Genomic DNA, 19,452 nt, shown 5'->3' on the forward strand with positions numbered 1-19,452 from the left:
GGACGAGCGCGAGCGCCCCCCGAAGCAGCCAGCAGGCGCTCCTCACCGCAGCCGCTTCGAGCCGAGCACGCGGACCGCCGGCGCGCGGGCACGGCGCAGGGCACCGCCTCGCCGAACTCCCCGTCTGCGGCGCCCCGTCGGGCCGGCTGCTACCCCTCCTCGCCCAGCTCCAGCCACCGCGTCTCCAACTCCTCGCGGCGGGCGGAGAGTTCGCGAAGACGTGCGTCGAGGTCCGCTACGCGGGCGAAGTCCGTCGCGTGGGTGGCCATCTCCGTGTGGAGGGTGGACTCCTCGTCGCCGATCTTGTCCAACTGGCGCTCGATGCGCTGCATCTCCTTCTGCGCGGTGCGGGAGATGCCGGGGGACTTCGCCGGCTTCGGCTCGGGCTGCTTGGCGGCGGCGGGCGCCGAGTTGGCTGCCGCGGCCTCCTGGGCCGCGCGGCGCTCCAGATACTCGTCGACGCCGCCGGGGAGCATCCGCAACGTGCCGTCGCCGAGGAGGGCGAGGACGCGGGAGGTGGTGCGCTCGATGAAGTACCGGTCGTGGGAGACGACGATCAGCGAGCCGGGCCAGCCGTCGAGGACGTCCTCGAGCTGGGTGAGGGTCTCGATGTCGAGGTCGTTGGTCGGCTCGTCGAGGAAGAGGACGTTGGGCTCGTCCATGAGCAGGCGCAGCACCTGGAGGCGGCGGCGCTCCCCGCCGGAGAGGTCGCCCACCGGCGTCCACTGCTTGTCCCGTCCGAAGCCGAAGCGCTCGCAGAGCTGCGAGGCGGTCATCTCGCGGCCCTTGCCGAGGTCGACGCGGGAGCGCACCTGCTCGACCGCTTCCAACACCCGCAGGCCGCCGTCGAGTTCGGTGACCTCCTGGGAGAGGTAGGCGAGCTTCACCGTCCTGCCGACCTTCACCCGCCCGCCGACGAGCAGCGGCGAGGGGACCTCGCCGCCGGTCTGCGCCGTCTCCGCGAGCGCCCGCAGCAGCGTCGTCTTGCCGGCGCCGTTGACGCCGACGAGGCCGATCCGGTCGCCGGGGCCGAGCTGCCACGTGAGGTGCTTGAGCAGCACCTTCGGCCCGGCCTGGAGGGTGGCGTCCTCCAGGTCGAAGACGGTCTTGCCGAGGCGGGAGTTGGCGAACCGCATCAGCTCCGCGTCGTCGCGCGGCGGCGGCTCGTTGGCGATGAGCGCGTTGGCGGCCTCGATGCGGAAGCGCGGCTTGCTCGTGCGCGCGGGGGCGCCGCGGCGGAGCCAGGCGAGCTCCTTGCGCATGAGGTTCTGCCGCTTCGACTCCTCCTGGGCCGCGATCCGCTCGCGCTCTGCGCGCGCGAAGACGTAGTCGGAGTAGCCGCCCTCGTACTCGTGGACGGCGCCGCGCTGCACGTCCCACATGCGGGTGGCGACCTGGTCGAGGAACCAGCGGTCGTGGGTGACGCAGACGAGCGAGGAGCGGCGGGCACGCAGGTGGCGGGCGAGCCAGGCGATGCCCTCGACGTCGAGGTGGTTGGTGGGCTCGTCGAGGACGACGAGGTCCTGTTCGGCGATGAGGAGTTGGGCGAGGGCGATACGGCGGCGCTCGCCTCCGGAGAGGGGGCCGATCACCGTGTCGAGGCCGCGGGGGAAGCCGGGGAGGTCGAGCCCGCCGAAGAGCCCGGTGAGGACGTCGCGGATCTTGGCGTCGCCGGCCCACTCGTGGTCGGCGAGGTCGCCGACGACCTCGTGGCGGACGGTCGCCTCCGGGTCGAGCGAGTCGTGCTGCGTCAGGACGCCGAGGCGCAGGCCGCCGTTGTGCGTGACGCGGCCGCTGTCGGCCGTCTCCAGCTTGCTGAGGATCTGCACCAGCGTCGTCTTGCCGTCGCCGTTCCGCCCGACGACGCCGATCCGGTCGCCCTCGCTGACGCCGAGCGAGACGCCGTCAAGCAGGGTACGGGTGCCGTACACCTTGCTGACGGTTTCCAGATTGACGAGGTTGACAGCCATTGCACTCCATCGGCAGCGGATCGCGGGTCGGACGGCCAGCCTTCCAGCGTAGTAGTCCGGAACGACCGGCGGGGACGCCGACCGCCGCGCTGTGAGCACGCACCGTCGCGTGACCGCGGCGGTGCGTGACCGTCAACTGCCGTGGAGCATCAGCGCTATGCCGCCGACCATCGCCGCCGAGGCTGCTATTCGCGGGGCGCCGAACCGCTCCTTGAAGAAGACCGCGCCCATCGCGGCGCCCGCGATGATCGAGGATTCCCGGAGCGCGGCGACGGGGGCGAGCGGCGCCCGGGTCTGCGCCCAGAGCACGAGCCCGTACGCGACGACGGAGAGTCCGCCCCCGAGCAGCCCGCGCGCCGCGACGGGCCGTAGCTGCCCCCAGAGCCGCCCCCGGCGCACGGCGAGCGCGTACGCGGGGATGGCGAGCCCCTCCAGCAGCATCAGCCAGCCGATGTACCCGAGCGCGCTGCCCGAGGCGCGGACGCCGACGCCGTCGACGACCGTGTACGAGGCGATCGCCAAGCCCGTGCCGACGGCGGCCGTCAGCGCGGGCCAGTCGGGTCGCGCGGCCCGTATCCCCCAGAGCGCGAGGGCGAGCAGCGAAGCGGTCGCCAGCAGGACGCCGCCCAACTGCCAGGCGTCGGGCAGCTCGTGGACGAAGACGGCGGCGAGCACCGTCACGACGAGCGGCGCCGTTCCGCGCGCGACGGGGTAGACCTGCCCGAAGTCGCCGAGTCCGAACGACCGCATGAGCAGCACCTGGTAGAGGACGTGGAGCACGGCGGAGGCGAGGAGCGGAGGCCACGCGCCGGCCGCCGGCACGGGCGCCACGGCGACGAGGACCGCGCCGCAGACGGCGCCGCCCGCACCGACGAGCGTGAAGGCGACGAGCTGGTCCCTGATCGCGTGGGCCATCGCCGACCACGAGGCGTGCGCGAGCGCCGCCGTGAGAACGGCGGCGACGACGAGCGGCGTCACGCGGACTGCTCGGTCGGCCGAGCCTCCCCCGCGGCGTGCGCCCCCTCGCGGACGTCGGCGAGCCGGCCGCCCGCGTACTCGACGAGAGCACGGGGGGCGAGGGGGAAGACCGTGTGCGGGGTGCCTGCAGCGGCCCATACCGTCCCGTGGTCGAGGAGCCCGCGGTCGGCGAGGACGCGCATCGCGGTGGCGTGGCCGAAGGGCGGCACGCCGCCGATGGCGAAGCCGGTGGCGCGGCGGACCGTTTCGGCCGAGGCGCGGCCGACGCTCTCGCTGCCCAACTCCGCCCGCACCAGCTCGACATCGACGCGCCCGGCGCCGCCCATCAGGACCAGCACGGGGTCGCCGTCGGCCTCGAAGACGAGGGACTTGACGATCTGGTCGAGGGCGCAGCCGATGGCCTCCGCGGCCTCTGTGGCCGTGCGGGTGGCCGCGGGGAAGCCGCGGACCTCCACGTCCGCGAGTCCGAGCTGCTCCAGCGCCGCGGTGAACCTGGGGTGGGCGGTGGTGGGTTGCGTCATGCAGGCGACCGTACCCCTGCGCGCCCCGGGCCCGCGACGCGCCTTCCCGCCGGGTACGGCAGCGGCGCCGCACCCCGGGCCAACTCCCGGGGTACGGCGCCGTGTTGGCACCTGTCGGCTCAGCCTGCGGACTCCAGGACCTTCCGGACGACGGGTCCCGCGTTGTCGCCGCCGTGCCCGGAGGCCGGTACGACAGCGGCGGCGGCGAGGTCGCCGCGGAAGGCGGTGAACCAGGCGTTGGGCTTCTTCTGGCCGTCGACCTCGGCCGAGCCCGTCTTGCCTCCGATGTCGCCGCCGAGTCCGGAGAGGGCCTCCGCTGCGGTGCCGCTCGTCGCGGTGAGCTTCATCAGCGAGCGGATGTCCTTCGCCGTCTGGGGCTTCATCGTGGTGGAGGCCTTGGCGAGGGTGCGGTTGTCGAGGGAGGGGTCGACGAGCACGGGCTGCTTGAAGTTGCCGCTCTCGACCGTCGCCGCGACGGAGGCCATCGTCAGCGGGTTCATCCGCACGGCGCCCTGGCCGATGAGCGACGCCGCCATCTGCGCGTCGGCCTGCACGGGGACGCTGCCGTCGAAGGTGCCGGTGCCGACCTTCCAGTCGAGGCCGAGGCCGAAGACGTCCTTCGCCGTCTTGGTGAGGTCGTCGTTCTTGAGCTTCTTGGCCTGGGTGATGAAGGCGGTGTTGCAGGAGCGGGCGAAGCTCTGCGCGAAGGTGCCGCCGTCGATCTTGAACTTGTCGAGGTTCTGGAACTTGAAGCCGCCGTGCTTGGCGTACTTGGGGCACGGGTGCGGCTTGCCCGGAGCCGTGATCCCCTTCTCCAGCAGCATCGTCGCGGTGACCACCTTCATGGTGGAGCCGGGCGCGAGCGAGCCGCGGACCGACGAGTTGAAGCCCTCCGCCGGGGAGTCGGCTGCGGCGAGGATTTCGCCCGTGCTCGGCTGCACGGCGACGACGGACGCCTTCGGCTTGCCCTTGACGGCGGCCTCGGCCGCGCTCTGGGCGCCGAGGTCGATCGTGGTCTTCAGCGTGCCCGGGGTGCCCTTGCTGAGGACGGCGAGCGGGCGGCCCTTGTTGTCGCCCTGGGAGCTCTTCTTCGCGTCGACGATGCGCGTTTCGACGCCAGGGGTGCCGTCGGTCTTGTCGCCGTAGCGCTGGCGGAGGTCGTCGAGGATGTTGCCGAGCGTGGGGTGCTGCTGCTTGGTGATCGGCTTGCCGTTGCGGTCGACGGCCTTGATCGGCGGTGCGCCCGAGGCGTCGGTGCGCAGCTCCTGGCCCTTCTTCAGCTTCGGGTGGAGCACCGAGGGCTTCCACGCCACGACGGCCTCGCCCGTCTCGGTGTTGCGGACGACCTCCAGCTCCGACTCGTAGTTGAGGCTGGAGCGCTGGTTCTTGTAGGCGAGTTGGGCCGTGACGCGGAAGGGGACCTTCGCGCCCTGCGCGGTGCGCGGTGTGACCGCGACGCTGCTGTAGCGGGCCTTCGAGGTGAGCTGGGAGAGCGCCTTGCCCGCCGCCGAAGCGTCGTCGGTGCGCTGTGCGGCCTTGTTGAGGCGGCCGTTCGACCAGTCGCCGAGGAACGCCTTGGCGGTGTCCCGCACTTCGGCGACGCTCGGCGGTCCCGTCTCGACCGACTCGGGCGCCTTGCCGTCCTCCGAGCTGACCTTGCCCTGGGTCTCGGTGGTCTCCTCGCCGTCGCCCCCGACCAAGGCGTAGACACCGAAGCCGGTCAGCCCGACGACCGCGGCGGCGACACCGCCGATCACGGCCATTTTCTGACTGTCACGCATCTGACTCTCTGCCCCTCCACCCCGCCTCAGCCGACGTGACCGAGGACTGTGCGAGGCACCTTAGAACACGACGGTGACAACTCGTGTCCCGGTATGCCCCATCAGCCCCGTATCCGGGAGATGCGGAGAGCGGGATTCACCGATTTCAGCGGTTCGGACCGGAGTTCGGAACCACAAAAGGCTCCGCTCCGACACTCCCACGGGAGACGTACTGCCGACCGCCCGCGGTTCCCACACACAGCGGTCGATTGCACCGATTGAGGCGGCAACTCCCGTGTACCCGCCATCGATTGGGCGAGACCCGATTCTAGATGTCGCCTTTGACCTTCTTCATGGTCAAGTTGGATTCGACGCGCAAAATGCCGGGGAGACCGGTGAGCTTGTTGATGACGAAGGCTTCGTAGGCGGCGTGGTCTTCGACAGCCACGCGCAGCACGTACTCGGGGCGGCCGAACATCCGCCGGCACTCGACGACTTCGTCGTAAGAAGCCAGCGCCTCTTCCAGGCTCAGGATGCTGTCCTTGTCGGTGGAGTAGACCTCGATGTCGACCAGGACATCCAGTCCACGACCTTCCGCCTCGGGATCGACGACGGCGCGGTAGCCGGTGATGACGCCTTCGTCCTCCAACCTCTTGAGACGCCGCAGGCAGGGCGGTGGTGTCAGACCGACGCGCTTGGCCAGCTCGACGTTGCTCAACCGGCCGTCCTGACGCAGGTGGAACAAAATTTCTCGGTCGACCTCATCCAGTCTCTTCCTGTTACTCACACAGGCATCGTACTGCCATTATCAGCAACCAAATAAGGCGGCATTCGTCCTATCGTTTCCCGCATGGAAACGCCCACGGCTGTCCCGGGCAGCCCTCCCCGGTCTGCCTCCGCACCGCCCCGCACACGGACCGAGGTCCTGGCCGCCCTCAAGGACTCCGCGTCCGTGGGGCTGGGCCTGATGCCGATGGGCCTGGCCTTCGGCCTCCTGGTCACCCACACCGGACTGCCGTGGTGGTCGGCCCCGATGTTCTCCGCCGTCCTGTACACCGGCGCCTTCGAGTTCCTCCTCGTGCCCCTGGTCGCCACGGGCGCCCCGCTGGTGACGGTCGGCCTGACGGCCTTGCTGGTGAACGGCCGGCACGCCTTCTATGCGCTCTCCTTCCCCCTGCACCGGGTACACGGACGCCTCGCGAAGGTCTACAGCACGTTCGCACTGAGCGACGAGGCGTACGCGATGACCACGGGCAGCCGGGCCGACTCCTGGACCAGCGCGCGCATCGTCTCCCTCCAGGCGTTCATGCACTTCTACTGCGTCGGCGGCGCGGCCACGGGCGCCCTGCTGGGCTCCCTGCTCCCCGCCGGCGTCACCGGGCTGGAATTCGCCATGTCCGCACTACTGGTCGTGCTGGCGCTGGACGCCGTCCGGGACCGGCGCGAGGATCTGCCGACACCGCTGTCGGCGCTCCTCGCCGCACTGATCGCCCGTCTGGTCTTCCCCGATCAGATGCTGTTGGGCGCCTTCGTCCTGTTCACCGCCGCGCTCCTCGCCCGCCACCTGGCCGGACGCACGAGGCACCGTCATGTCTGAGGCGCCCTACCTGCTCGCCGTGGCCACCGTCTCGGCTGCCGTCACGTGGGCTCTGCGCGCCCTCCCCTTCACCGCCCTGACCCCGCTGCGAGCCAACAGGACACTCCAGTACCTCAACACCCGGATGCCGGCCGGCGTCATGGTCATCCTGGCTCTCTACACGCTGCGCGACCTGCCCCTCACCCACCTGCGCGCGGCCGCGCCCCTGGCTGCTCTCGCGGTGACCGTCGGGCTGCACCTGTGGCGCCGCAACGCGCTGCTCAGCGTCTTCGCCGGCACCGCCGTCAACGTGGCCCTGACGAGCATCGTGTTCGCCGCTTGACGTGCCACAGGGCCCGCGCCCGCGACTGCCGGGACATCCAGGGGAGTTGCGCCTACCACCGGTTCAGATCCACGTACTCAGCCACATCCGGTGCCGCCACTCCTCCATCGGCAGCGCCTCGCCCGTGAAGATCGGCCAGAACGCGACGAAGTTCCACAGGATCAGCAGACCCACCACTCCGACGGCCACCACCCCGGCCGTACGCCGTCGATCGTCCACCCCCGGCGGCCCCGCGAGCGCACCCGCCGCCATCGCCAACCCCAGGCAGAGGAAGGGCAGGAAGACCACCGCGTAGAAGAGGAAGATCGTCCGCTCCTGGTAGAAGAACCACGGCAGGTACCCCGCCACCACGCCGCACAGGATCGCGCCGCCGCGCCAGTCCCGCCGGAAGAGCCAGCGGTAGGCGACGTAGAGGAGGGCGAGGCACGCCGCCCACCACAGGACCGGCGTCCCCAGCGCGAGGACCTCGCGGGCGCAGCCCTCGGCCGCGTCGGCGGGGCAGCCGTCCTTGCCCGCCTTCGGGGACTCGTAGAAGTACGAGACGGGGCGCCCGAGGACGAGCCAACTCCACGGGTTGGACTGGTAGGTGTGCTCCGAGGTCAGGTTGACGTGGAACTGGTAGACCTCGTTCTCGTAGTGCCACAGGCTGCGCAGCGGCCCCGGCAGCCACGCCCACGGACCGCCCGCGCCCTGCTCCGCCGCCCAGTCGCGGAAGTAGCCGCCGCGCGTGGCGAACCATCCGCTCCAGGACGCGACATAGGTGCCGAGCGCGACGACGGGCAGCGAGACGAACGCGGGCAGCGCGTCCTTGGTGAGCATCGCCCGGAACGGACGCGCGGCCCCCGCCGTGCGCCGCGAGCCGACGTCCCACAGGACGGTGAGGATGCCGAAGGCGGCCAGCACGTAGAGGCCGTTCCACTTGGTGGCGAAGGCGAGCCCGAGGCAGAGCCCGGCCGCCAACCGCCAGGGCCGCAGGCCGAGTCGGAGACGCGCCGCCGTGCCGTGGTCGAGGAGCGCCGTGCCGCCGTCGTCGCGTGGGAGGCCGTCGGCGAGGCGGGATCTGCTGCGGTCGCGGTCGACGAGGAGGCAGCCGAACGCCGCGAGCACCCAGAACATCACCACCAGGTCGAGGAGGGCCGTACGGCTCATCACGAAGTGGAGCCCGTCGACGGCCATCAGGGCGCCGGCGAGGCAGCCGAGCGCGGTGGAGCGGAAGAGCCGGCGGCCGATCCGGCAGAGCATCAGCACCGACAGGGTGCCGAGGAGCGCGACCATGAACCGCCAGCCGAACGGGTTGAGCCCGAAGGCCCATTCGCCGAGCGCGATCACCCATTTCCCCACCGGCGGGTGGACGACGTAGGAGCCCTCGTCGGAGAGCGGGATGTGCTGATCGTCGGCGAGGATCTGCTCGTTGGCCTTGTCGGGCCAGGTGCCCTCGTACCCCTGCTGGAGCAGGGACCAGGCGTCCTTCGCGTAGTACGTCTCGTCGAATATCACCGCGTGCGGCGACCCGAGGTTCCAGAACCGCAGCACCCCGGCGACGAGGGCGGCGAGCAGCGGGCCGCCCCACGCCGACCAGCGGGCGAGACGGAGCGCGACGAGGGGCGGGAGACCGAGCGCCCGGCCGAGCGCGCCGTCCGGTTTCGGGAACGGCGGCACCAGGCGGCGGACGACGCCGGTGCGTGCACGGGGGGCGTAGCCGAAGCGGCGCAACCGCGCCGTCCAGGCCGGCCGGGCGTCCTCGGGCTGCTCCTCGCGGTCCACGTCCGCCACCGTGTCACTGGTCGTCACGCGGGCCATCGTAAGGAAGCATCCCGGCGGGCCGCTGTGCGTCCCCTTCGACGAGTCGGCGGCGCCGCACGAGCGGCCCCACTCCGGCGCCGTCGGCGGCCGGGGCTGCTGCGAGGATGGGCGGGTGACTGGAACGCTCGTACTCGCCGGCGCGCCGATCGGCGACCCGGCCGACGCCCCGCCCCGGCTCGCCGACGAACTCGCGGCGGCCGACGTCGTCGCCGCCGAGGACACCCGGCGGCTGCGGCGGCTCGCGCAGGCGCTCGACGTGCAGCCGGGCGGGCGGCTCGTCTCCTACTTCGAGGGCAACGAGGCCGCGCGGACACCGGAGTTGGCGGACGAGTTGGAGGGCGGGGCGCGGGTCCTCGTCGTCACCGACGCGGGGATGCCTTCCGTCTCCGATCCGGGGTACCGGCTCGTCGCCGCTGCCGTGGAGCGGGGGGTGCGGGTCACGGCGGTGCCTGGGCCCTCGGCCGTGCTCACGGCGCTCGCCGTCTCCGGGCTGCCGGTCGACCGGTTCTGCTTCGAGGGGTTCCTCCCCCGCAAGCGCGGGGAGCGGCTCGGCCGGCTGCGGGAGGCGGCGGAAGAGCGCCGCACGCTCGTCTACTTCGAGGCGCCGCACCGGCTCGACGCGACCCTCGACGCGATGGTCGAGGTCTTCGGAGGGGAACGGCAGGCCGCCGTCTGCCGCGAGCTGACCAAGACGTACGAGGAGGTACGGCGGGGCCCGCTGCGGGAGTTGGCGGCGTGGGCGGCCGAGGGGGTGCGCGGGGAGATCACGGTCGTGGTCGGGGGCGCGGCGCCGCCGGACCCGGGCGACCTCGACGCGGCGGAGCTGGTCCGCCGCGTCGCGGCGCGGGAGGCGGCGGGCGAGCGCCGCAAGGAGGCGATCGGCGCGGTGGCGAAGGCCGCAGGGGTGCCGAAGCGGGCGGTCTTCGACGCGGTGGTGGCGAGCAAGCACGCCGAGGAGTGAGCGCACGCCGGCTCGTGCGGGAGGCGACAGCGTAGGACGACCGCGGAAAGAGGGGCGTGACCCACGCGGCGTCGCGCCCCGGGACGGCCGTGCGGAAGGCGGGTGGACGCTTTCCGGTAAAGAGCGGCCCTGCGACGGTAAACGGGCGCACCCGGATGCCGCCTTCCCGTACACGGCGGAACAAAATCTCCGCCAACGACTGCGTACCCGCACTGCGTTGCGCGTCCGCCAGGCGTCCACTGGCCGGAGAGCGCATTGCGCAGAGAGGAGCCGAACATGGATGGCGTGTACGGCAACAAGGGTGAAGCAGGGCGGTCCCCGGCGCGTGAGGACGGGCACGAGGCGTACTCCTTCGCCTGTATGAGGTGCGGCCACGGCTGGGAGCAGGAGTACGAGATCCACCACTACGCGCACGCGGACGGCACCCCGTACGTCGTCTACTACACGAACGGTGTGCGGGTGCCGTCCCCGCTCACGCGGCCCACGTGCGACAACTGCGACGGGCACCTGGTGCGCATCATGCGCTCCGGACGCGTCTCCGGCGCAGCGAGCCACCTGCACCGCTGACGGCGCCGAGCAACCGACCTCGGGTGGCGCCCGCCCTCCCCGCCGCCCGAGCGACCGCGGCAATTCCCAGCCAACTCCTTTGCCGTTTCACGGAATCGGCGGCCTCGCCGGAATTCACGCGCACCGCAGCGGCTCTCCAACCCGGCGGAATACCAAGGCGCATGAAGAGACGCTCACGGAGAAAGCACGGGAGGAAACCCCGGAACTCCGCCTTTCCGCCGAGCAATCGAGCCCGGGTTGCCGGCGCCCCCTCGCCCCGAGGGCCGCCGGGCGACGTCCTATCCTCGCTGGTATGTCGAAGACCCCGAGGTCGGAGCAGCCCGCGCCCCCGCTCCCCGAACCGCTCGGCACCCCGGTGGCCGACTCGCACACGCACCTCGACATGCAGCAGCCCGAGGTGGCCGAGTCGGTGCGGGCCGCCGCCGAGGTGGGGGTGCGCACGCTGATCCAGGTCGGGTGCGATGTGGAACGCTCCCGGTGGTCGGCACGGACCGCCGCCGAGTGGCCCGACGTGTGGGCCGCCGTCGCGCTCCACCCCAACGAGGCGCCGCGCCTCCACGGCAGCGCCGGCGCCGAGGGGCCGGCCGGCTCCCCCGCCGAACTCGACGCCGCGCTCGCGGAGATCGAGAAGCTCGCTGCGCTCCCCCAGGTACTCGCCGTCGGGGAGACGGGGCTCGACTACTTCCGCACCGGCGAGGAGGGCGTCGCGGCGCAGCAGTACTCGTTCCGCGAGCACATCGCCATGGCGAAGCGGCTCGACCGCGCGCTCGTCATCCACGACAGGGACGCGCACGACGACGTCGTCCGCATCCTCCGCGAGGAGGGCGCCCCCGCGCGGACGGTCTTCCACTGCTTCTCCGGGGACGCCGCCCTGGCGGACATCTGCGCCTCCCACGGCTGGTTCATGTCGTTCGCCGGCAACGTCACCTTCAAGAACGCACACGGGCTCCGCGAGGCCCTCGCCGCGGCCCCGCCCGAGCTGGTGCTCGTGGAGACGGACGCCCCCTTCCTCACCCCGAGCCCGTACCGCGGACGGCCGAACGCGCCGTATCTCGTTCCGGTCACGTTGCGGGCGATGGCCGAGACGAAGGGAATGGCGGCCGAGACGCTCGCGGCGCACGTCGGAGCCAACACGGCGCGCGCCTTCGGCTACTGAGCCCCTCCCGCACCGCACGGCCGGACGGCGGAACCGCCGCGACACCACGGACTTGCGTCGCTTGGGCAAGCGCTCCCCGCTCCATTACGTTCCCGGCGCAGTCGAGCCGCCGAGCGCTTGGAGTGGTCGCGTGAGCCAGCCGCATGAGAACCATCGAGTCCCCAGCGACGATCGCGGCGACGCGACCTCGCCCACCGCAACCCCCCGAGCCCCGGAGCTGCCACGGCAACCCGGGGCCGAGCCGTCTCCGGACGGCCGCGGACGGAGACGCTCGCGTGCCGCGCGCACGCTCTCCGCGCTGCGGCAGCTCTCGCAGCGACCGGCCCCCGCCGACGGCGAGCAGCCCCCGCCCGGCGACACCGACATCCCCATGCCCACCCCGCGGACGACGCAGGACCCGGCCCCGTCCTCCACGCCCGGCACCGAGACGGACGAGCCCCCCGGCCGACGCCCGTCGCGCTTCCCCACGTTGGCCCTGCGGCGCTGGCTGCCGCAGGCGCTCGCGCTCGCCTGCCTCGCCGGCGGTGCGGGCACGCTGCTCGTCCACGACAAGGACGTGACGCTCACCGTCGACGGGGAGCCGCGGACGCTCCACACCTTCGCCTCCGACGTCGAGGAGCTCCTCGACGAGGAGGGCCTGCGCATCGGCAGCCACGACATCGTCGCGCCCTCCCGGCACCAGAAGCTCTCCGACGGCGACGAGGTGGCGGTGCGCTACGGCCGGCCGATGCAGCTCACCCTCGACGGGCGGCAGCGCCGCGTGTGGACGACGGCCGAGACCGTCAGCGCGGCGCTCGGCCAACTCGGCGTGCGGGCCGAGGGCGCCGACGTCTCCGCCTCACGGAGCGCGCGGATCGCACGGCAGGGCATGGCGCTCGACGTGTGGACGGCCCGCCGGGTCACCTTCCGCGCCGACGGCGAGGACCACGTCGTGCGGACCACCTCGCGGACCGTCCGGGAGGCGCTGAAGGAGGCGGGTCTCACGCTGAAGCAGCAGGACCGGCTCTCCACCTCGCCGCGCGCCTTCCCCGGCGACGGCGAAGTGATCGAGGTGACGAGGGACCGCGTCGTCGAGCGCGCCCGGGAGGAGCGCATTCCGTTCCGCACCGTGCGGCGCGAGGACTCCTCGCTGCTGCGCGGCCGGGAGGTCGTCGAGCGCTCGGGCCGCTCGGGGGTACGCCGGGTCACCTACGAGCAGCGGATCGTCGACGGTGAGCCGAGGGAGGAGCGGAAGCTCGGCAGCGAGGTGGTGCGCAAGGCACGCAAGCGCCTTGTGCGCGTGGGGACGCGGGAGCCGCGTCCGGTCGCCTCGCCCGCGCCCCGCGCCGCCGCGTCCGGCGGCAAGAAGCGGAGCACGGGGGCGCCGAGTGGCGGTGGCGGCGGTGGCGGCCAGAACTGGGACGCGCTGGCGCACTGCGAGTCGAGCGGCAACCCCAACGCCGTTGACGCGTCCGGCAATTACGGCGGCCTGTACCAGTTCGACACCCGCACCTGGCACAGCGTCGGGGGCAGCGGGCGCCCGCAGGACGCGTCGGCCGCCGAGCAGACCGCGCGCGCGAAGAAGCTCTACGCGTCACGGGGGGCGAACCCCTGGCCGGTCTGCGGCCGTAAGCTGTCCAGGTGAGCGACTCCCCCGGCACCTCCGCACCCGAGACGGCGGGCGGTTCGCTGCTCGGCCCCGCCGACGTCCGCGAACTCGCCGCCGCTCTCGGGGTGCGCCCGACGAAGCAGCGCGGTCAGAACTTCGTCATCGACGCCAACACGGTCCGCCGTATCGTGCGCACCGCGGGGGTCTCGGGCGACGACACGGTGCTCGAAGTCGGCCCGGGGCTCGGCTCGTTGACGCTGGGGCTGCTGGAGTCGGCGCGGGCGGTCACCGCCGTGGAGATCGACGAGGTCCTCGCCGCCGCGCTCCCGTCGACCGTCGAGGCGCGGGTGCCGCACCTCGCCGACGGGTTCCGGATCGTCCGGGAGGACGCGCTCCGCGTCACCTCCCTCCCGGGCCCCGAGCCGACGGCGCTCGTCGCCAACCTCCCCTACAACGTGGCGGTTCCCGTCCTGCTCCACCTGCTCGCGCGGTTCCCTAGCCTGCGGAGCGGCCTCGTGATGGTGCAGGCCGAGGTCGCAGAACGGCTCGCGGCCGCGCCCGGCTCCCGTACGTACGGGGTGCCGTCGGTGAAGGCCGCGTGGTATTGCGACGTGAGGCGCGCGGGGGCGATCGGCCGGAGCGTCTTCTGGCCTGCGCCCAACGTCGACTCGGGGCTCGTCGCGCTGGAGCGCCGCAGCCCGCCCGCCGTCGATGTCGCACGGGACGACGTCTTCGCGGTCGTGGACGCGGCGTTCGCGCAGCGGCGCAAGACGCTCCGGGCCGCGCTCGCCGGGTGGGCCGGCTCGGGCGCCGCGGCGGAGCGGGTGCTCGACGCCGCCGGGGTGGCGCCGACGGCGCGGGGCGAGTCGCTGACGGTCGAGGAGTTCGCCGCCGTCGCGGCGGCAGGCAAGAAGGCTGCCGAGGAGGGCGCCGCGTGAAGCGCACGGTGACGGTTCGGGTTCCGGCGAAGGTCAACGTCGGCTTGTCGGTGGGGGCTCCGCGCGCGGACGGCTTCCATCCGCTCGCCAACGTCTTCCTCGCCGTCGGGCTCTACGACGCGGTCTCGGCGACGCCGGCCGACTCGCTGGAGCTCACCGCGTCGGGGCAGGGCGCCGAACTGGTCCCGCTCGACGAGCGGAACCTGGCGGCGCGCGCCGCACGCCTCCTCGCGGAGGCGCACGGACGCGACCCCGCCGTCCGACTCCACCTCGCCAAGGACATCCCCGTGGCGGGCGGCATGGCCGGCGGGAGCGCGGACGCCGCGGGTGCGCTGGTGGCGTGCGACACGCTGTGGGGGACCAACGCCTCGCAGGACGAACTTCTCGAAATCTGCGCCGAGTTGGGCTCGGACGTGCCGTTCAGCCTCGTCGGCGGCGCGGCCCTGGGGCGCGGCAGGGGCGAGCTGCTGACGCCGCTGCCCGTCGGGGGCGAGCTGCACTGGGTCTTCGCCGTCGCCGACGGCGGCCTCTCCACGCCCGACGTCTACCGCGAGTGCGATCGACTGCGGGAGGCGGCCGGGCAGTCGGAGGTCGCGGAGCCGGAGGCGCCTGCCGCGCTCCTCGCCGGGCTCCACTCCGGCGACCCGGTCGAGCTCGCGCCCGAACTCGTCAACGACCTCCAGCCGGCCGCCCTCTCGCTCCGCCCTTCGCTCGCCGAGACGCTCGACGTCGGGACCGGCGCGGGCGCCCTCGCCGGGCTCGTCTCCGGCTCGGGGCCGACCTGCGCGTTCCTCGCGCGGGACGCCGAGTCGGCCGCGCACGTCGCGAAGTCCCTTGCCGCGTCGGGCAGTTGCCTCACGGCGCGGGTCGCGGCAGGCCCCGTGCCGGGCGCGGTCGTCGTCTGAGGGACGGGGCCCGTCACGGGCACTCGCGCACCGCACGCACCAGCGCCTGCGCACGCGGGTCGCTGGTGACGGACTTGCGCATGCCGTTGGTGGTGTAGGCGAAGGCCGTGCCGGACTCCGGGTCGGCGAAGGCGAGCGAGCCGCCGCGCCCCGGGTGGCCGAAGGAGCCCGCCGAGAGCATGGGGCTCGCGGGCCCGTGGAGCATGTAGCCGAGGCCGAAGCGGGTGGTGACGACGAGGACGCGGTCGGGTCCGTACGACTCCTGGGAGCGCGCCTGGGTGAGCGTCGCGGGGGTGAAGAGCCGTGGCGCGTCGGGGAGTCGGCCGAGGAGCGCGGAGTAGAAGCGGGCGAGGGAGCGGGCGGTGCCGAAGCCGCCGGCCGCCGGGTGGCCCGCGGCGCGGTACTCCGGTGCGTTCTCGTCGGGCGGCGGCGTGATGGCGGAGAACGCGCGGTTGGTGAGCGACTCCGGATCGCCGTACGCCTCGGCGAGGGAGCGCTTGGGGCGAATCCTCAGGCCGCCGCCCCGAGCCGACTCGGGCGCGGGGACCGGCGCGAGGCGGGCGGCGCGGTGGCGGGCGGCGTCGGGGAGGCCCAACCACAGGTCGAGGCCGAGCGGTTCGGCAATCTCGCGCGCGAGGAACCGCGCCGCGGTGCGCCCGGTGGCGCGCCTGATCACCTCGGCGAGGAGCCAGCCGTAGGTGTGCGGGTGGTAGCCGTGGGCGGTGCCCGGCTGCCATGCGGGGGTCTGCCGGGCGAGTGCCGCGGGCGCGGTCGTGCCGTCGCTCGCCTGCTCGGGGGTGAGCGGGGTGTCGAGCGCGGGGAGGCCCGCCCGGTGGGAGAGGAGGTGCCGCACGAGGACGCGTTCCTTGCCTGCGGCCTTGAACTCGGGCCAGTAGTGGCCCACGGGTGCGTCGAGGTCCAGTTGGCCGCGCTGGTGGAGCAGGTGGGGCACGGCAGCGGTGAGGCCCTTGGTCGCGGAGCGCAGCATGACGACGGTGTCCTCGGCCCACTCGGGCGCCGTGTCCGGGTGCTCGGGATCGGTGGTGCCGGCCCACAGGTCGACGACGGGACGCCCGTCGCGGTGGACGGCGACGGCGGCGCCCGTCTCCCCGCGCTCGGTGAAGTTGCGTACGAACGCGTCGCGTACCGGCTCGTACCCCTCCGCCACCGTGCCTCGGACGTCTGCCCCTGCCACGCTTCCTACGCTCCTGCCCAGTTTTCTTGCGTCCCGTGCTCTCGCCGGCGGCGCCAGAACCGTCGGCCTCGCCGTGCTCAACCGCCGGGCCCCTTCGTCTCTTCCCGCACGGTGCCGAGCGCGGCGCACGGGTGGCGGCTCAGCCGGCGGGCGCGGTCACGGAGCGGGGGTCGAAGCCGAAGGGAAGCTCCAGCCGGTGCGCACGCATCAGCTCCGCGTCGCCGAGCAGGTCCTGGGTACCGCCGTCGGCCACGATAACCCCGCCGCTGAGGACCACCGAACGCGGGCAGAGCTCCAGTGCGTAGGGCAGGTCGTGGGTGACCATCAGCACCGTGGGCCGCCGGGCGCGGCCGTCCGCGTCGGGTACGCGCAACGTGCGGAGGATCGCGGCGAGTTCGCTCCGCGCCGCGGGGTCGAGGTTGGAGGAGGGCTCGTCGAGGACGAGGATCTCCGGGTGGCTCGCGAGGACGGTGGCGACCGCGACCCGGCGACGCTGCCCGAAGGAGAGGTGGTGCGGCGCGCGGTCGGCGTGCGCCTCCATGCCGACTTGGCGAAGCGCCTTCGCCACACGGGATGCCAGCTCCTCCCCTCGCAGCCCGGCGCAGGACGGGCCGAAGGCGACGTCCTCGCGGACCGTGGGCATGAAGAGCTGGTCGTCCGGGTCCTGGAAGACGAGGCCGACGCGGCGCCGCACCTCCTTGAGGTGCTCCCCCGTGACGGGCAGCCCGGCGACGCTGACCGTCCCCGCGCCCGGCGCGAGCAGCCCGTTGAGGTGGTGGACGAGGGTGGTCTTGCCTGCGCCGTTCGGGCCGAGCAGCGCGACGCGGCTGCCCCGCTCGACGGTGAGGTCGACGCCGAAGAGCGCCTGGTGGCCGTCGGGGTAGGCGTAGGCCAGGCCGGAGACTTCCAGGGAGATCTCGCGGTCGGGCGGTGGGTCGGTCACAGTGTCCATCCTCCGAGGCAGACGAGGAGTGCGAGGAGCGGGAGGCAGGCCGCGGTCGCCCACTCGGCGCGGGTGGCGGCCTCCTCTTCGGAGCGCGGCATCGTGCCGGTCCATCCGCGGCTGAGCATGGCGAGGTGGACGCGCTCGCCCCGCTCGTAGCAGCGGATGAAGAGGGCGCCCGCGGTCTTCGCGAGCACGCCCCAGTGGCGGGGGCCGCGCGCGTCGAAGCCGCGGGAGAGGCGGGCGAGCCGCATGCGGTGGAGCTCGCCAGCGAGGACGTCCGCGTACCTGAGCATGAAGGAGGCGATCTGCACGAGCAGCGGCGGCAGGCGGAGGCGCTCCAAGCCCCGCAGCAGGGAGCGCAGTTGCGTGGTGGAGGCGAGGAGCACGGAGGCCGCGACGCCGAGCGTGCCCTTGGCGAGGATGTTCCAGGCGCCCCACAGCCCCTCGACGGAGAGGCCGAGCATGTCGGTGCGCGGCCCCTCGGCGACGAAGGGCAGCAGCACAGCGAAGGCGACGAACGGCACCTCGATCAGCATCCGCTTGAGCACGTGCCCGGGCCGGACGCGTCCGGCGGCGGCGACGCAGGCGAGGAGCAGCGCGTACGCCGCGAAGGCGGGGAACGCCTCCCGCGGGGTGGCGACGACGAGCACCACGAAGCAGCAGACGGCCGCGATCTTGCACTGGGGCGGCAGCCGGTGCACCGGCGAACCGACCGGGAGGTAGAGGGTGTCGGCGGGGGCCGCGCCCATCGGTCAGCTCCGCTCGTCGGCCGCGCGGCCCGCCGCCCTGCTGCGGCGTACGGCAAGAAAGGCGCCGGTGCCGACGGCGAGGGTCGCACCGACGCCGACGACCCCCGCGAGGCCGCCCGAGAGGCGGGCGCCGGCGATGCCGGTGACCGCGTAGTCGGCGAGCGGCGAGCCTTCGGTGGCGTGCGCCTTCTCCTGCGCGTCGATGCCGTTGTCGGCTGCGACCTTCTCCAGACCGTCCGGCTCGGCCGAGGCGTAGAAGCTCACCCCGCCGCCGAGGACGAGCGCGAGGAGCAGCCCCGCGGCCCACAGGCGGCGGACGGGCTTGCGGGGCGCGGCGGCTTCGTCCGGTGCGGGTGAAGTGCGCAGCTCCAGCGGGGAGTCGAGCCGCTGCGCCGCGTGGACGAGGTCGGGGCGCACGGCGAGGACGGCGCCGACGGTGGCGGCGGTGATGGCGGCCTCGCCGAGGCCGATGAGCACGTGCACGCCCGTCATGGCGGCGAAGACTCTGCCGAGGGGGACGTCGGCGGTACCGCCGAGCGCGTAGATGCCGGTGAAGGCGACGGCGGCGGCCGGCACCGAGACCAGCGCGGCGGCGAAGGCGCCGCCGGTGACCGAAGCGCGGCCGCGCGGCAGCACCCGCTGGAGGAGGTGGAAGACGGCGTACGCGACGACGACGGTGACGACCGCCATCGTGAGGATGTTGACGCCGAGCGCGGTGAGCCCGCCGTCGGCGAAGAGGAACGCCTGGAGGAGAAGGACCACGGTGACGCAGAGCACGCCGGTGTACGGCCCGACGAGCACCGCGGCGAGCGCACCGCCGAGCAGGTGGCCGCTGGTGCCCGCCGCCACGGGGAAGTTGAGCATCTGGACGGCGAAGAGGAACGCGGCGACGAGGCCGGCGAGCGGTGCCGTCCGGTCGGCCCCCGGTGCCTGCTGCCGGCCGTGCCCGAGCTCGCGGCGGGCGCCGCGGAGCGACACGGCGACGGCCGCCGCGGCGACAGCCCCGGCGGCCAGGGAGACGGGTGCGTCGATGAAACCGTCGGGGACGTGCACGGCTGCCCTCCACTCTGTGGTGCTCGACTGGGCTGCTGCACCGCCGAGTTGGGCCGGAAGCCCCGGACGGCGCACACTTGTGGAGAATAGCCAGTTGCAAACTCTTCGCAAGAGCGCCGGAAGTGCGTGATTCCCCGCGCGCCGGGAGGGCGCACTCCCCGCGCACCCCAACTGGGCGTCGGCTCCGCCGCCTTGGAGCGTGCGCCCGCCGCGCCGACCGGACGCCACCGACGAGCCGCGCGGCGCCATCGACGGGGAGCCGTAACACGGGCACAGTGGGGTGCGGTGGTGTGCAACGGGGTTATGCGGCGGACCGCCGAGGACCGTCAGCGAGCCCTGACGGAAACGGGGCGAACAGGCTTGACCCGCAACGCGGTTGGCCGGTGCCCCCGGACGCCTCGGCGCCGTGGCGGAACCGGCGCACACCGCTGCCGTCGCCCGCG

18 protein-coding genes are annotated in these 19,452 nt (G+C 73.3%); 8 read left to right on the forward strand and 10 right to left on the reverse strand.

Annotated elements, in window-relative coordinates:
* Positions 1-149 precede the first annotated feature (149 nt).
* From F603_RS0130120 to F603_RS0130140, 5 genes are all read right to left on the reverse strand, one after another.
* On the reverse strand, positions 150-1,970 hold the full coding sequence (locus tag F603_RS0130120) for an ABC-F family ATP-binding cassette domain-containing protein (protein WP_019549645.1): 1,821 nt from the start codon (positions 1,968-1,970) through the stop codon (positions 150-152).
* A 132-nt stretch (positions 1,971-2,102) separates the two neighbouring features.
* Complete coding sequence (locus F603_RS0130125) at positions 2,103-2,948, reverse strand: DMT family transporter (RefSeq protein ID WP_019549646.1); 846 nt, start codon at positions 2,946-2,948, stop codon at positions 2,103-2,105.
* Positions 2,945-3,469 (reverse strand): YbaK/EbsC family protein, encoded by a 525-nt coding sequence (locus tag F603_RS0130130; protein WP_019549647.1) that lies wholly within the window; start codon positions 3,467-3,469, stop codon positions 2,945-2,947. The genes F603_RS0130125 and F603_RS0130130 overlap by 4 nt, the downstream gene beginning before the upstream one ends.
* Before the next feature lie 119 nt (positions 3,470-3,588).
* A complete protein-coding gene (locus F603_RS0130135) occupies positions 3,589-5,250 on the reverse strand; it encodes a penicillin-binding transpeptidase domain-containing protein (protein ID WP_026328854.1) in 1,662 nt (553 codons plus the stop codon).
* Between the two features lie 307 nt (positions 5,251-5,557).
* Complete coding sequence (locus F603_RS0130140) at positions 5,558-5,974, reverse strand: Lrp/AsnC family transcriptional regulator (RefSeq protein ID WP_019549649.1); 417 nt, start codon at positions 5,972-5,974, stop codon at positions 5,558-5,560.
* 207 nt (positions 5,975-6,181) lie between these two features.
* Here F603_RS0130140 and F603_RS0130145 point away from each other — a divergent pair, with 207 nt between their 5' ends.
* Both F603_RS0130145 and F603_RS0130150 read left to right on the forward strand, forming a co-directional pair.
* The gene (locus F603_RS0130145) at positions 6,182-6,826 is read left to right on the forward strand and encodes an AzlC family ABC transporter permease (RefSeq protein WP_019549650.1); all 645 of its coding nucleotides are present in this window, start codon (positions 6,182-6,184) and stop codon (positions 6,824-6,826) included.
* Positions 6,819-7,148, forward strand: coding sequence for a branched-chain amino acid transporter permease (locus F603_RS0130150; RefSeq protein WP_019549651.1), 330 nt, complete (start codon positions 6,819-6,821; stop codon positions 7,146-7,148). The genes F603_RS0130145 and F603_RS0130150 overlap by 8 nt, the downstream gene beginning before the upstream one ends.
* Positions 7,149-7,211: 63 nt before the next feature.
* Here F603_RS0130150 and F603_RS0130155 read toward each other — a convergent pair whose 3' ends face one another.
* The gene (locus F603_RS0130155; protein ID WP_019549652.1) at positions 7,212-8,948 is read right to left on the reverse strand and encodes a dolichyl-phosphate-mannose--protein mannosyltransferase; all 1,737 of its coding nucleotides are present in this window, start codon (positions 8,946-8,948) and stop codon (positions 7,212-7,214) included.
* Between the two features lie 115 nt (positions 8,949-9,063).
* On the opposite strand from F603_RS0130155, the gene rsmI reads away from it, so the two are divergent.
* The 6 genes from rsmI to F603_RS0130185 all read left to right on the forward strand — a co-directional run bounded on the left by rsmI (position 9,064) and on the right by F603_RS0130185 (position 15,066).
* Entirely contained in the window at positions 9,064-9,912 is an 849-nt protein-coding gene (gene rsmI / locus F603_RS0130160; RefSeq protein ID WP_019549653.1) for a 16S rRNA (cytidine(1402)-2'-O)-methyltransferase, read from the forward strand.
* A 276-nt stretch (positions 9,913-10,188) separates the two neighbouring features.
* The gene (locus tag F603_RS0130165; RefSeq protein ID WP_019549654.1) at positions 10,189-10,479 is read left to right on the forward strand and encodes a hypothetical protein; all 291 of its coding nucleotides are present in this window, start codon (positions 10,189-10,191) and stop codon (positions 10,477-10,479) included.
* A gap of 292 nt (positions 10,480-10,771) precedes the next feature.
* Entirely contained in the window at positions 10,772-11,635 is an 864-nt protein-coding gene (locus F603_RS0130170; RefSeq protein ID WP_019549655.1) for a TatD family hydrolase, read from the forward strand.
* A 130-nt stretch (positions 11,636-11,765) separates the two neighbouring features.
* On the forward strand, positions 11,766-13,259 hold the full coding sequence (locus F603_RS0130175; RefSeq protein WP_019549656.1) for a resuscitation-promoting factor: 1,494 nt from the start codon (positions 11,766-11,768) through the stop codon (positions 13,257-13,259).
* On the forward strand, positions 13,256-14,161 hold the full coding sequence (rsmA, locus tag F603_RS0130180; RefSeq protein ID WP_016908989.1) for a 16S rRNA (adenine(1518)-N(6)/adenine(1519)-N(6))-dimethyltransferase RsmA: 906 nt from the start codon (positions 13,256-13,258) through the stop codon (positions 14,159-14,161). Before F603_RS0130175 ends, rsmA begins: the two co-directional genes overlap by 4 nt.
* Positions 14,158-15,066 carry a 4-(cytidine 5'-diphospho)-2-C-methyl-D-erythritol kinase gene (locus F603_RS0130185; RefSeq protein ID WP_019549657.1) on the forward strand — a complete coding sequence of 303 codons (909 nt, stop codon included), beginning with the start codon at positions 14,158-14,160 and terminating at the stop codon, positions 15,064-15,066. Before rsmA ends, F603_RS0130185 begins: the two co-directional genes overlap by 4 nt.
* A 13-nt stretch (positions 15,067-15,079) precedes the next feature.
* On the opposite strand, the gene F603_RS0130190 is transcribed toward F603_RS0130185, so the two are convergent.
* From F603_RS0130190 to F603_RS0130205, 4 genes are all read right to left on the reverse strand, one after another.
* Positions 15,080-16,261: a serine hydrolase domain-containing protein gene (locus tag F603_RS0130190; protein WP_019549658.1), complete on the reverse strand. Its 1,182-nt coding sequence runs from the start codon at positions 16,259-16,261 to the stop codon at positions 15,080-15,082.
* Between the two features lie 139 nt (positions 16,262-16,400).
* On the reverse strand, positions 16,401-17,213 hold the full coding sequence (locus F603_RS0130195) for an energy-coupling factor ABC transporter ATP-binding protein (RefSeq protein WP_078503793.1): 813 nt from the start codon (positions 17,211-17,213) through the stop codon (positions 16,401-16,403).
* Entirely contained in the window at positions 17,201-17,956 is a 756-nt protein-coding gene (gene cbiQ / locus F603_RS0130200; RefSeq protein ID WP_019549660.1) for a cobalt ECF transporter T component CbiQ, read from the reverse strand. The genes F603_RS0130195 and cbiQ overlap by 13 nt, the downstream gene beginning before the upstream one ends.
* A 3-nt stretch (positions 17,957-17,959) precedes the next feature.
* Positions 17,960-19,009, reverse strand: coding sequence for an energy-coupling factor ABC transporter permease (locus F603_RS0130205; RefSeq protein ID WP_019549661.1), 1,050 nt, complete (start codon positions 19,007-19,009; stop codon positions 17,960-17,962).
* Positions 19,010-19,452 lie beyond the last annotated feature (443 nt).

It is taken from the genome of Streptomyces sulphureus DSM 40104 (assembly GCF_000381025.1).
In the GTDB taxonomy this organism is placed as follows: Bacteria; Actinomycetota; Actinomycetes; order Streptomycetales; family Streptomycetaceae; genus Streptomyces; species Streptomyces sulphureus.

What these genes read in the sequence shown, in the direction of transcription:
- F603_RS0130170 (WP_019549655.1), top strand. Translation starts at nt 10,772, where the DNA reads ATGTCGAAGACCCCGAGGTCGGAGCAGCCCGCGCCCCCGCTCCCCGAA.
- F603_RS0130155 (WP_019549652.1), bottom strand. Translation starts at nt 8,948, where the DNA reads ATGGCCCGCGTGACGACCAGTGACACGGTGGCGGACGTGGACCGCGAG.
- F603_RS0130195 (WP_078503793.1), bottom strand. Translation starts at nt 17,213, where the DNA reads ATGGACACTGTGACCGACCCACCGCCCGACCGCGAGATCTCCCTGGAA.
- F603_RS0130135 (WP_026328854.1), bottom strand. Translation starts at nt 5,250, where the DNA reads ATGCGTGACAGTCAGAAAATGGCCGTGATCGGCGGTGTCGCCGCCGCG.
- F603_RS0130165 (WP_019549654.1), top strand. Translation starts at nt 10,189, where the DNA reads ATGGATGGCGTGTACGGCAACAAGGGTGAAGCAGGGCGGTCCCCGGCG.
- cbiQ (WP_019549660.1), bottom strand. Translation starts at nt 17,956, where the DNA reads ATGGGCGCGGCCCCCGCCGACACCCTCTACCTCCCGGTCGGTTCGCCG.
- F603_RS0130150 (WP_019549651.1), top strand. Translation starts at nt 6,819, where the DNA reads ATGTCTGAGGCGCCCTACCTGCTCGCCGTGGCCACCGTCTCGGCTGCC.
- F603_RS0130120 (WP_019549645.1), bottom strand. Translation starts at nt 1,970, where the DNA reads ATGGCTGTCAACCTCGTCAATCTGGAAACCGTCAGCAAGGTGTACGGC.
- F603_RS0130130 (WP_019549647.1), bottom strand. Translation starts at nt 3,469, where the DNA reads ATGACGCAACCCACCACCGCCCACCCCAGGTTCACCGCGGCGCTGGAG.